General features: G+C 56.5%; 11 protein-coding genes and 1 pseudogene. 3 read left to right on the top strand and 9 right to left on the bottom strand.

The window, feature by feature from the left end:
* Positions 1-60: 60 nt before the first annotated feature.
* From scpB to QN062_RS01000, 9 genes and pseudogenes are all read right to left on the bottom strand, one after another.
* Entirely contained in the window at positions 61-750 is a 690-nt protein-coding gene (gene scpB, locus QN062_RS01040) for an SMC-Scp complex subunit ScpB (protein ID WP_394854730.1), read from the bottom strand.
* A 79-nt stretch (positions 751-829) separates the two neighbouring features.
* Positions 830-1,645 carry a ScpA family protein gene (locus QN062_RS01035; RefSeq protein ID WP_369342485.1) on the bottom strand — a complete coding sequence of 272 codons (816 nt, stop codon included), beginning with the start codon at positions 1,643-1,645 and terminating at the stop codon, positions 830-832.
* 82 nt (positions 1,646-1,727) lie between these two features.
* Complete coding sequence (locus QN062_RS01030) at positions 1,728-2,567, bottom strand: ParA family protein (protein ID WP_369341792.1); 840 nt, start codon at positions 2,565-2,567, stop codon at positions 1,728-1,730.
* A 271-nt stretch (positions 2,568-2,838) separates the two neighbouring features.
* Positions 2,839-3,780, bottom strand: coding sequence for a site-specific tyrosine recombinase XerD (xerD, locus tag QN062_RS01025; RefSeq protein ID WP_369341791.1), 942 nt, complete (start codon positions 3,778-3,780; stop codon positions 2,839-2,841).
* 276 nt (positions 3,781-4,056) lie between these two features.
* Positions 4,057-4,440, bottom strand: a complete 384-nt coding sequence (gene rplT, locus QN062_RS01020; RefSeq protein ID WP_369341790.1) for a 50S ribosomal protein L20 — start codon at positions 4,438-4,440, stop codon at positions 4,057-4,059.
* Positions 4,441-4,482: 42 nt separating this feature from the next.
* Positions 4,483-4,677, bottom strand: a complete 195-nt coding sequence (rpmI, locus tag QN062_RS01015; protein WP_369341789.1) for a 50S ribosomal protein L35 — start codon at positions 4,675-4,677, stop codon at positions 4,483-4,485.
* Between the two features lie 236 nt (positions 4,678-4,913).
* Positions 4,914-5,555, bottom strand: a pseudogene (gene infC / locus QN062_RS01010) (translation initiation factor IF-3); the annotation flags it as partial.
* A gap of 625 nt (positions 5,556-6,180) precedes the next feature.
* Positions 6,181-7,116 (bottom strand): peptide-methionine (R)-S-oxide reductase MsrB, encoded by a 936-nt coding sequence (gene msrB, locus QN062_RS01005; protein WP_369341788.1) that lies wholly within the window; start codon positions 7,114-7,116, stop codon positions 6,181-6,183.
* 233 nt (positions 7,117-7,349) lie between these two features.
* Entirely contained in the window at positions 7,350-9,092 is a 1,743-nt protein-coding gene (locus QN062_RS01000) for a spermidine synthase (RefSeq protein WP_369341787.1), read from the bottom strand.
* A 360-nt stretch (positions 9,093-9,452) separates the two neighbouring features.
* Here QN062_RS01000 and QN062_RS00995 point away from each other — a divergent pair, with 360 nt between their 5' ends.
* The 3 genes from QN062_RS00995 to gap all read left to right on the top strand — a co-directional run bounded on the left by QN062_RS00995 (position 9,453) and on the right by gap (position 11,979).
* Complete coding sequence (locus tag QN062_RS00995; protein ID WP_369341786.1) at positions 9,453-10,289, top strand: thiamine diphosphokinase; 837 nt, start codon at positions 9,453-9,455, stop codon at positions 10,287-10,289.
* Between the two features lie 59 nt (positions 10,290-10,348).
* Positions 10,349-10,825, top strand: coding sequence for an arsenate reductase family protein (locus tag QN062_RS00990; RefSeq protein ID WP_369341785.1), 477 nt, complete (start codon positions 10,349-10,351; stop codon positions 10,823-10,825).
* A 101-nt stretch (positions 10,826-10,926) separates the two neighbouring features.
* On the top strand, positions 10,927-11,979 hold the full coding sequence (gene gap / locus QN062_RS00985) for a type I glyceraldehyde-3-phosphate dehydrogenase (protein WP_369341784.1): 1,053 nt from the start codon (positions 10,927-10,929) through the stop codon (positions 11,977-11,979).
* The last annotated feature ends 133 nt before the right edge of the window (positions 11,980-12,112 follow it).

Raw genomic sequence — 12,112 nt, 5'->3', positions numbered from 1 at the left:
ATTTCTTCTGAGTGAACGGCGTGACAATAGCCTATGAAATGCCTGAAAATGCAAGCATTGTCAGCTGTCTTCGCTTTCGAGCGCACTTGCCACATTTGGCAGGAAGGGAGCAAGCGATGGAAGCTGCTCCAAGGATTCGAGACCGATCTTCTCAAGGAAGAATTCGGTGGTGACGAGCAATGCACCTCGCGTCCCCTCATCGACGCCGCTCTCACGAATGAGCCCCCGGACCAGCAGGGAACGGACGACGCCATCGGAGTTCACGCCTCGAATGGCACCGACCTGGGCACGCGTCATCGGCTGCTTGTATGCGATTATCGCAAGTGCCTCCAACGAGGCCTGAGAGAGTCTGGCAGTCTGACCGTCCGTGACGAATGCGGACACCACCGACTCGAATTCCCGGCGGTTGACGTATTGCCAGCCGCGTGCCGTATGACGAAGCGTGAAGCCATGGGACGCTGCACCATCGGCTCCCTCATAGCCCTTCCGCAACCGTTGCAGGGCGTCGTCGACATCGCTGGGTTCCACAGCCAGGATCCTTGCGAGGTCCTCGCCGTGCTGCGGCTGATCGGCAACCATCAGGATCGCCTCAAGGCAGGCCGACAAGCCTCCCGGAAAATCGTTGACGTCAAAATCGACATACTCCGGCCTCGTGTCGGTGAGATCGCGCGCATCATGCGCTGCGCTCCCCGCGCCCCTGTCCGAATCGGTGCCACGGAAATCGGACGCGCCAGTCTCCGGTGCATCGATTCCACGAGATGATGCCGCTTCGACCGCGGACGAATGACTTTTTTCCGAATGTGCAGCCTCAACCATTATGCAAACCTTCTCATGCGAAATCACCGGCATTGATCGACAGTGCGACACCCTCGGCATCGCTGGCAGTCCATCGAAGCGAGAGCGTCGCAAAGGGCCCGGACTGCCTGTATTGCACGAAGCCCTGCTTGAAGAAGACGAGCACTGCCAGGAATCGGGCGACGATTTCCAGCCGACTGCGCGCATCCTCTATCAACTCGTCGAAGCTGCATTCGTGGCCCGCCGAGGCAGCGAGCCTGTCCCGGACTGCCGCTGCCTGCTCCTGCAAGTCAACCTGCGGCACATGAAGCTGTGAGAGAGACACCTCTTCGGGCGGCGCATTGACGAACGCCTCTGCAGCGAGACGGGCAAGGTCGGCCGCGTCGGTGGTCCATTGCAGTTCCGGCAGCATGGATGCAAGATGTTCGGTGACGACCGCCCGATGCGAGAAGAAACCTGAGTTCGCCGCCAGACGCTCGCGGAAGTCGTTGCCCGCTTGCTTGAATGCCTTATATTGCAGCAGTCTGGCGAACAACAGATCGCGGTCGCGCAACGCCTGCATCGTCTGTTCGTCATTGTCACGCGACTCGGTGTGCGGCAGCAGGGCGGCGCTCTTGGCCTCGACGAGGACTGATGCGACGTCTATGAATGCGCTCACCGCATCGATGTTCCTCTTCATGTCGAGTGTCGCGACAAAATCCAGGAACTCCTGCGTGACTTCAGACAGGGCCACCTCCGTGAGATCGAGGCTGCGACGGGCGAGCATGCCCAGAAGTGCATCGAACGGTCCTTGATACACATCGAGACTGACTGAAAAGTCCGCATGCCCGTCCGTCTGTGCGACAGACATGGCGTGGCTCTCGTCAGACCCCGCCACCCCGCCCTGGGATGCATGCGTTTTCATGCCGATGCCGCTCTTCCTGGATGCGCCATCAGGCGACGATGCCACGTGATATCAGCTCCCTGGCCACCTCGCGGTATTCCTTCGCCGTCTTGTGCTCGGGAGCGTACATCGTTATGGGCTCCCCCGAAACAGTCGCATCGGGAAGCTTGATGGAGCGTGTGATGACCGAATGCAGCACCTTCCCCTTGAATGCCTCATGGATGCGCTGCAGCACCTCTTCAGAATGAAGAGTGCGCGTATACATCGTCACCAGAACCCCATACACGGCAAGGTCGGGATTAATTCGCGTCTGCACCTTTTCGATTGACTGCATAAGCAAGGCAACGCCTCTGAGCGCAAAGAACTCGGCCGCGACGGGGATGATCACGCCGTCGGCGGCGGTAAGCGCATTCACCGTAAGCAGTCCGAGCGACGGCTGGCAATCGATGATGATCAGATCGTACTCGTTTCGCAGCGCACGCAAGGTACCTGCCAAGACCTGCTCACGCCCGACCTCCGTGACCAGCTGGACCTCGGCTGCTGAAAGGTCGATGTTCGCGGGGATGATATCGAGGTTGGGGAATCTCGTGTGCACGACGACTTCGTGGACGTCCATCGATGGGTTGAACAGCGCTGTGTATATCGTATTGTCGACGCTGTTCGCGTTGATTCCCAGTCCCACGGTCGATGCGCCCTGCGGGTCGAAGTCGACGATCAGTACGCGGCGGCCATAGATGCTCAAGGCTCCTGCAATGTTGATCGAGCTGGTGGTCTTCCCGACACCGCCCTTCTGATTACACATGGCGATGATTCTTGCAGGGCCGTGCTCATGAAGAGACTCGGGCGCGGCAAAGGTCTCATACTCTCGTCCCAATAAATCCGTAGGCATACTGCTACACTACCAACTTCCCCGCTCATGCGTTTGACAACTCTCAAGCTGTGCGTCATCGCCCCTGGGTGCGAAATCGCTGACGCCCATCGTTGCATCCGCTCCTCCGATGCATCGTACCTGACAGTGTAGGCACATCAGCGAACACAGGCGATGGATGACGCAGGCCATTCTTCAATTGTCCGGATCGTCAGGGACGAGTCTGCGCCTTGCCTCGGCGCAGTGTTCCAATGCAACGCCTCGATGCCCTTCCCAGTCCTTTCCACCGGACCTATCGTGCCCTGGGATGAGCCATGATATAGCTCTCCTTCAACGTCTCCGGACTGACATGCGTATAGATCTGCGTCGTGGTCACGGATGCATGTCCCAGGAGTTCCTGAACCGTTCTCACATCCGCTCCGCCTTGAATCAGATGCGTGGCGAACGAATGTCTCAGCGTGTGCGGATGCGTCTTGCGTGAAAGTCCTGCCCGGGCTGCGGTTTCCTGGACGATTTCCCAGACGGACTGGCGAGAGAGCCGATGCCCTCGGGTATTAAGAAACACGGCACGCATCTCGATCCTGGTCTTGGACCGCTTCTGCAGCTCGTCACGGCCGCGATCGAAATAATTCTGCATCGCACGTTGCGCGTATCCACCAAACGGCACCAATCTCTGCTTGGATCCCTTGCCCATGAGCCGTACGACACGCCCGGACATATCCAGATCCTCCCTGTCAATCGTGACCGCCTCCGACACTCGCGCACCAGTGGCGTACATGAGTTCCAGCAGCGCCCTGTCACGCAGAGCGATCGGATCGTCATCCCCCTTGGGGCAGGCCGCCTCCAGCAGCTTCGAGACTTCGTCTATGGTCAGCACATCAGGCAGATGCTCCGGTGCCTTCGGAGCCTTCACCGGCTGTGACACATCTGCCTCTACAAGGTGCTCGGCGAATGCGAAACGGTGCAGTTCATGTATGGAAGCGAGCCTCCGGGCACGGCTGCGTGCCGATTCATCCTGCAGACTGGTGAGGAATTCCTCTATGGTATGTGACTCGACGCCTGCAAGATCGTCGAATCCATGTCTTTCCAACCAATGGCAGTATCGCAGTACGTCCGACTCATAGGCCGCGACGGTGGAAGCCGCCAGACCTCTCTCGACATTGATGTGGGCAAGGAATCGCGACACGAGTTCCTGAAACCAGGCGTTCAAGTCACTTCCTGCAAGTTTCTTCATACCCGAATGATAGGCTCAGCAGCCGATTTGGATGCCTCCAGCCGCTGACATCTCAGCGCACCTGACGCACTGCCCCATCCGACACTCAGGACTGGGTGGAAATCAGCCACAGAGCGCGCCTGAAGACGCTGATAGCGCTGATATCACTGACATCACAAACAAGCCATGGGGCCGGATGTGTGCGGTGAAGACAAGACGTGCAGAATAGCGAAAACCCCGCAGAAGCGGGGTTTTCATTGCAATCATTCAAGCAATCATGCAATCAATCATTCAAGCTCAGGCAGCTACTGGAGCATTGACATCCTCTGGCAGCGCATTCTTGGCCTGCTCGACGATGGTCTTGAACGTGGCAGGATCGTTGACGGCCAGATCAGCCAGTGCACGACGATCGAGTTCGATGCCGGCAAGATGCAGCCCCTGGATGAAACGGTTGTAGGTGATGCCCTCTGCACGGACGGCGGCGTTGATGCGCTGAATCCAGAGCTTGCGGAAGTCGCCCTTGCGAGCCTTGCGATCGCGGAAGCTGTAGTTATATGAATGGAGCAGCTGCTCCTTTGCCTTGCGATAGAGACGTGAACGCTGTCCACGATATCCCGAAGCCCTGTCTAATACGGTGCGACGCTTCTTCAGAGCGTTCACTGCGCGCTTTACACGTGCCATAGTCTATTCCTGCTTTCCTTGAATCTGTAAGTTTCGCTACGCTCAGTGATTGAGCATCTTTCTCATGTTCTTGGTCTGACTTGGTGCAAGAACCTGGTCTGCCTTCAAGACGCGACGCTTGCGAGCCGACTTGTGTTCGAGATTATGGCGCATGGCACTGCCGGCCTGCATCAGCTTTCCCGTGCCTGTGACGCGGATACGCTTCGAAGCCGCGGAATTACTTTTCATCTTCGGCATTGCTGCCCTCCTTGTTATTTATTGTTCTTGGAAGTCTTTGCGGACGCGATGCGGTGCATGTTCTGGGCAGCACTGCTTGCGGCCGCGCTGTTGCGCACCACTGGACTGGAATGTCCCGATCCTGAGCGACGCGCATTCCCCTCATGGGATGCGTGAGTGGCTGGCTGCGAGACGCGATGCTCATGCTGATGGGAGTCATGGGACTCCGCATGATGCTGTTCGTGGACTTCCTGAGGAGCTGGGCTCTTTTCGGCTTGAACGCCTGCTTCCTCTTGTCTGTTCGCCAGGCGAGCGGCCTGACGAGCCTGACGCTCAGCTCTGGACTGGCTGCCACGACGCCTCTGCTCGGATTGAGTATGCACCTTCTTGCCCTTCGGAGCCAACGTCATGATGATGTTGCGCCCCTCCTGCCTGGGTGCAAACTCGACAGACCCCAAATCGCCGACTTCCTGTGCAAGACGTTTCAGCAGATCGACACCACCGATGGGGCGGGACTGCTCCCTGCCTCTCAGCATGATGGTGACCTTCACCTTGTCGCCTCCGGAGAGGAAGCGTGAGACGTGGCCCTTCTTCACCTCGAAATCGTGCTCGTCAATCTTGAGACGGAAACGAATTTCCTTGATCTCGGCCGTGCTCTGATTCCTGCGAGCCTCGCGCGCCTTGATCTTTTCGTTATATTTGAACTTGCCGTAATCAATGAGCTTGGTTACCGGCGGTTTGGCATTGGGCGCCACCTCGACTAGGTCGAGACTCGCCTCACGTGCCAAATTCAATGCGACAGAGGTTGCAATGACCCCAACCTGCTCGCCGTTCGGGCCGATCAGGCGTACCTGAGGTACGCGAATCTCGTCGTTAATCCTTGGTTCGTCGCTAATGATGACTCCTTATACTTGCTGCCTTGTTCATTCCACCGAATGATCCATCGAAAGCCAGTGCAAAGCATCGAGTCCAGACTGCATGACGAAACGAATGCATGCCAAATCACCGTAATCATCGCACCACGCATGCGAACGATGAAATGATCCATGTCATTCTTCGACCTCAGCCGGACCCGAAGCCATGAAAGGCTTCCAGGTGGGATATCCTAGCGGGACAATCCACTTTCCTGATTTCTCAAGCGTTGAACATAATACCACATCCCCCGACAACTCCTCCCACAGCCATGTTGCTGAATGACACATGTTGCTGAATGACACATGTTGCTGAATGACACATGTTGTTGGATGAAATGGCACGATGACTGCGAGTCTTGGGCATCTGTCCGACCATCAGTGCTGCCAAGTGCCGAAATGACGGATCACATCATGCCCAAAGGCGAGGTCGACACTTTGCCCAGTCCCAGAACCTGCGGTCTCGAAGGCTGGCGGCCAAGCCTCTGAGCTCATCGACGGCACTGCTCGTTGATGGCCCTGCTCGTTGATTGCCCTGCTCGTCAACAGCTATGTCCGTCAGCGGCTATGCTCCTCAGTGGCTATGCTCCTCAGTGTCCCTGCTCATCAACATCTATTGCAGCCGGGAAAGATATGCTCCGTAGCCTTCTGCCTCCATATGCTCCTTGGGGATGAAACGCAGCGAGGCGGAATTCATGCAGTACCGCAGCCCTCCCAGCTCGCGTGGACCATCATTGAAGACATGCCCCAGATGGATGTCGCTTTTCGCGGCACGGATTTCGATTCTTGGACGACCGAACAACGAACGATCCTCACGATTCGTGACCGAGTCCTCGGAGATGGGCTTCGAGAAAGCCGGCCACCCACATCCTGAATCGAACTTGTCATTCGATAGGAACAGCGGTTCGCCACTCACGACATCGACATAGATGCCGGGCCGATAGTTCTCGTCATATTCGTTATCGAAGGGGCGCTCCGTCCCAGCATTCTGAGTGACTTCATATTGTTCGCGGGAAAGCTTCCATATGCTTTCTATGAATCGTTGCCTCGTGGCGACGTTGAGAATCTTCTTCACGGGAATATGGCAGTATCCACCGGGATTCTTGTCGAGGTAGTCCTGATGATAATCCTCCGCAGGATAGAAATTCAGAAGGCTGTCCAGCTCTATCGCGGATTCGCGTCCGAATCGAGCGTGCAATTCCTGCAGGACCTGTCTGAAGCTCTGCTCCTGCCCGGAATCCTTTTCGTCCCAATATATGCCACTGCGATATTGTCTGCCGCGATCATTGCCCTGGCGGTCCCTCGAGAAGGGGTCGATCGCGTCAATGAACAGCAGAGCGAGCGTATGGGCCGAGACGATGTCGGAATCATAGCTGACTCTGACGGTCTCGGCCGCGTCCGTCTCTCCTGTGCAGACCTGCTCATAGCTTGGATTTGGAACCTTGGACTGGGCATAGCCGACCTCAGTGGCCTCGACACCGTTGACGTTCTGGAAGTAACGCTGCATGCCCCAGAAGCATCCACCTGTGAAATAAGTTATCGTCGTCATGTCACGAATTATTCTCGAATGTCAGGCCAAAGTCTACAAAATCGCCTCATTTTGGCGCAGCGCACAAGCATTTCGCTCGAGATTGCGAGTTTTGCGGCAATTCTTATGTATCAACCCCGTTTTTTGGCTTTTCTCCGTGCCGATTCCAGCGTTTTTGCACCTGTGTACTCATGAATTGCCGCAAAACTCGCAATCTCGATTACAGCATCACGAACGGCAGCGTCGATTGGGTGTCAATTCAGGCTCATCAGGCCGGAAATGCCCTGTTCCCGCAATATCTTCCGATATGGCCCTGCCTGCTCCTTGATGAGTTCGTCAATCGCGCGCATGCCGAGCAATTCGACCGGAGCCTTGTCGTCGGTGAGCACATATTTCGAGGAAGCGGCCGAATAGTCGACTGGGAGCATGCGCAAGGTCACCGAAGCCATGTCATCGGCGAGGTCGGTCCTGCCGGTGCGCCGTTCGGTGACTGTCGGAAGCGATTCAGAGGAAAGTCCGTCAGAGTCGTTGAGAGGCTTTTTGGCAAACAACTCTCGATTGGTCGTATCGGGGACATCGGCCGTCGCGACGAGCGGCGAGGAAGTCGAACGCTCCGAGCGCCCGTCGCCTTCGAACACGGAGGATATCGTCGCCTCGAGCGATTCGTTGATCGAAGCCTTGCCATCCGAAATCATGTTCATGTTCACGACCATGACTCCCCCGGGATTGAGATGGTCCCTGACAAGCGTGAAGAATTCCGTTGACGACATCTGGAAGGGAATCGTGATGTCCTGATACGCGTCGACCATGATCACGTCATACTGTTTCGTATCCGAAGCAAGCCATGCTCTGCCGTCATAGGTACTTACGGGAATGTCAGACGGCTCATGGAAATACCGATGCGCGAGATTCGTTATCGACTGGTCGATCTCAACGCCGGTGACACTCATCTTCGGATAGTATTCGCGAAGCTGACGCGCATAGGTGCCTGTTCCCATGCCAAGTATCAATGCCGAATCCGCCTTGTTCGCAAAGGCAGGGGCGGCAAGGGCCGTGTCGTAATACAGACCGGTCAGACCGCCTGCCTTCATCGTGACGGATTGCACTCCGAACAGGACGTTGGTGGACAGGATGGTCCGATCCGAAAGATTCTTGACCTGCAGATAGTTGTATTCGGACTCTCCCTCATACGCGATGTCGTTCTCCCAGAACGCGAAGCCGGTCAGAGGGGACACGACCGCTGAAGCAACGAAGATCACGATGCAGACGATGCTGGTGACGATCTTCGTGCGCTGTGAGAGGAAGTACACCAATGGCAGGGTCAGCAGTATGCCTGCAAAGATCAGGAAGGTGACGAACGTTCCCACTGTGGGTATCGTCAGAAAGGTGGGCAGAAAGGTTCCCAGTATCGAACCGATGGTGTTGCATGCGCCAAGACGTCCGACGATGGTCGCGTTGTCCTTGAGTGAGTCTGTCGTGAATTTCACGAGGCCGGGTGTCACCGTACCCAGAAGAAACAGCGGCGGCACGAAGATGACCATGCAGCTGATGAAGGCGGCGAGTATCAGGAAGTTCGTCGAGATGGTCACGATCAGCACTCCCGATATGGCAATGATGATGTACTTTCCGACGAGCGGCACGAGCGCCAGCCACACGGCGGCGAACATGATGCGGCGATAGAGACGGTCTGGGTCGGGATTCCTGTCAGCCTGCCGTCCACCCCATACGTTGCCAAGCGCCATCGCAATCATGATGGTGCCGATGATGATGGTCCACACAATCTGGGAGCTCGAGAAGTAGGGCGCGAGCAGCCTCTGCGCTCCAAGTTCGGCGGCCATGACAGCCATGCCGGAAAAGAATTCGGTCAGATACAGAAAGATCTTTGAATCGAGAATCGCCCTTGGCTTACGGGTTTCCAGCATGAGAACCTTTCTGTCAGCAGTCGTCGCTGATATCACCTTACTGCCGACTCCAACGATTCCATCGCCGACACTCACCAAAACCTACGCCGGAGCCCGGCAGCAGGCGGCAATGCCCAGCGTAATGCCCCCAGCCAGCTTCGCGCAACGATGTGGATGTCCGCGATGCCACTGTTTTTGAGAAGACACTGTTTTTGAGAAGACACAGTCTTGAGAAGACACAGTCTTGAGAAGAGACAGTCTTGAGAAGACACTGTTTTGAAAAGGCGCTGTCATGAGAAGCACTGTCTTCAGATGTCACTGCCCTGAGATGTCACTGCCCTGAGATGACCCTGTCTTGATAAGATTCAGCCATACAGGCAGACATCCGACGCAGGCGCAGCGACGTGCGAGATTCAAGGAATGGCGCTCATCGTCGTGATGCCGGGAATGGGAGATATGGAAGATCAGTCGGCGCAGCAGCATAGGCCGGTTCATGCCCGGCAGAAAAACGGACCGCAGACCGTGCGGCACGACCCGGTGAGTGCTCCATCGAAGGTCTGCGTGATTTTTGCGGCTGGAGAATATTTCGGCCAGGATGCCGAAGTTCCCAAAGGGGCATATGTGATCGCGGCCGACGGCGGATTCGACCACTGCCAGAGCCAGCGCATCCACGCCGACATGGTCATGGGAGACTTCGATTCGATCTCCGCTGAGATTCCCGACGATACCGAAAGCCTGCATGTTCCGGCCGAAAAGGACCTGACCGACACCGCCAGCGCCGTCACCCTTGGCTGGGACAGAGGATGCCGTGAATTCCATATCTATGGCTCGCTGGGAGGACGTCTGGATCATTCGATTGCGAACCTGCAGCTTCTGGCCGGTCTCGCGAATCATGGAGGCATCGGTTTCCTGCATGGCGATGGAGTGAGCGTCACGGCGATTCGCAATGGCAGCCTTGCGTTCCCAGCCTTCCGATGCGGCGAACGCACGATGGTTTCCGTTTTCTCGAGCACCGATGTCTCAACCGGGGTGAATGAGCTGGGCCTGAAGTATTTCCTGGACGATGCCTCGCTGACCAACGACCGCGCGAATGCCGTGAGCAACGAATTTATCAGCGACACCGCCTCGAAGATAAGCGTCGCTTCAGGAACGCTGCTGGTAACCTTCGCATCGGCTGCGCCTTCACCTCAGTGGTCGACCAAAGTCGCTCAAGACACAACATTTGACACCATAAGCACACAAGTAACCGAAGCTTTGAACACACGAGAGAACAAGAACGCACACCATGTCTAATTCTTTAACTCACAGCCAATTTTCATGAGAAATTCCGCCTTCCCTGCGATAATGACATCGTGAACGGAGATACTGAATCATTGCATAGCGAATCAGCATGTGGCAAGGAACGCCCGACCAATGCGTCAGCTGCCGAAGCGACAGATGGCACGGGTACTGCAGAGCAGGACGGGACTGACGGAAACATCGGCTTCGTCTGCTACAGACGCTGCTCCACGTGTGCAAAGGCTCGTATCTGGCTCAACGAGCACCATATTTCCTTCGACGAGCGCGACATCAAGGGCGACAACCCTTCCGCCGGCGAATTGAGGGAATGGTGGAGGTTGAGCGGCCTACCCTTGAAGCGATTCTTCAACACCTCGGGGCAGGCTTACAGGACGTTGAATCTCAAGGATCGACTGCCAGAGATGTCAAGCGACGAAGCATTGGAATTGCTTGGCAGCGACGGTATGCTCGTCAAGCGTCCAATCGTTGTGAACGCTAACAAAGTTCTTGTCGGCTTTCGCCCTGCACAGTGGCAGGAAGCACTGCTCTAGTACAGGCACACTATTACAGTAAATGTTGTTGAAATAACATATCGCCAGCACGTTGCGTGGTTCTCATGGACGTGCGGCCCAATTCCCATAGGGAGATGTACATGACAGTAAAGATTGGCATTAACGGCTTCGGTCGTATCGGTCGTCTCGCATTCCGTCGTATCTTCGAGCTGCAACATCGTGGCGGTGAAGCCGGTGACATTGAGGTCGCAGCAATCAACGATCTGACAACCCCATCGATGCTGGCATACCTGCTGAAATACGACAGCACTCATGGCACGTTCAAGCATGACGACGGCACGCCTGTCGAGGTCACCTCGACCGATACCGCAATCGTCGTGGACGGCAAGGAATACACCGTCTACGCAGAGAAGGATGCCTCGAACATTCCGTGGGTAAAGAACGATGGCGTCGAATTCGTGCTCGAGTGCACCGGATTCTACACTTCCGCGGCCAAGTCCCAGGCTCACCTTGATGCCGGCGCGAAGAAGGTTCTTATCTCCGCTCCTGCCAAGGATGACGTTCCTACCGTTGTCTACGGCGTGAACCACGAGATCCTGAAGCCAACGGACGCCATCGTGTCCGCCGGCTCCTGCACCACGAACTCGCTCGCCGCGATGGTCAAGCTGCTTGACGACAAGTTCGGCGTCAAGGTCGGATTCATGACCACCATCCACGCCTACACCGGCACCCAGATGCTGCTTGACGGACCACGTGGAAGCAAGCCACGCAACAACCGCGCCTCGGCAATCAACACGATCGAACACTCCACCGGTGCCGCAAAGGCAATCGGCAAGGTCGTTCCTTCCGTGGATGGCAAGCTGCAGGGCCACGCACAGCGCGTCGCCATCCCTGACGGTTCGGTTACCGAACTGACCTCCGTGCTCGAGAAGAAGGTCACCGTCGAAGAGATCAACGATGCTTTCAAGGCAGCGTTCTCCGATACGGACTACTTCGGATACAACGGTGACGGCATCGTCACCTCCGACATCATCGGCGACACGCACGGCGGCGTCTTCGATCCAACGCAGACCGACGTCAACCAGGCTGGCGACGATCAGCTCGTTCGCACCGTATCCTTCTATGACAACGAGTACGGCTTCACCTCGAACATGATCCGCACCCTGCTCTACTTCGCCGAAATCGCCGAGTGAGCACTGCACCGTTCCCCTCTCGCTGAGAGATCGGAACGGTGATTGACGAAAGACGATGACCCCACGGAATGTGATTTCCGTGGGGTCATCGCCGTATCACAGCCTTATGCCAGACAGATTCATGTCACAGTCT

Origin of the sequence: Bifidobacterium sp. WK012_4_13, assembly GCF_041080835.1 — a bacterium.
GTDB lineage: Bacteria > Actinomycetota > Actinomycetes > Actinomycetales > Bifidobacteriaceae > Bombiscardovia > Bombiscardovia fermentum.
The sequence above is the reverse complement of the archived record's forward strand: the minus strand, read 5'-3'. Positions and strand labels throughout refer to the sequence as shown.

What these genes read in the sequence shown, in the direction of transcription:
- QN062_RS00995 (WP_369341786.1), top strand. Translation starts at nt 9,453, where the DNA reads ATGGAAGATCAGTCGGCGCAGCAGCATAGGCCGGTTCATGCCCGGCAG.
- rpmI (WP_369341789.1), bottom strand. Translation starts at nt 4,677, where the DNA reads ATGCCGAAGATGAAAAGTAATTCCGCGGCTTCGAAGCGTATCCGCGTC.
- QN062_RS01035 (WP_369342485.1), bottom strand. Translation starts at nt 1,645, where the DNA reads ATGTCTGTCGCACAGACGGACGGGCATGCGGACTTTTCAGTCAGTCTC.
- xerD (WP_369341791.1), bottom strand. Translation starts at nt 3,780, where the DNA reads ATGAAGAAACTTGCAGGAAGTGACTTGAACGCCTGGTTTCAGGAACTC.
- gap (WP_369341784.1), top strand. Translation starts at nt 10,927, where the DNA reads ATGACAGTAAAGATTGGCATTAACGGCTTCGGTCGTATCGGTCGTCTC.
- msrB (WP_369341788.1), bottom strand. Translation starts at nt 7,116, where the DNA reads ATGACGACGATAACTTATTTCACAGGTGGATGCTTCTGGGGCATGCAG.
- rplT (WP_369341790.1), bottom strand. Translation starts at nt 4,440, where the DNA reads ATGGCACGTGTAAAGCGCGCAGTGAACGCTCTGAAGAAGCGTCGCACC.
- QN062_RS01030 (WP_369341792.1), bottom strand. Translation starts at nt 2,567, where the DNA reads ATGCCTACGGATTTATTGGGACGAGAGTATGAGACCTTTGCCGCGCCC.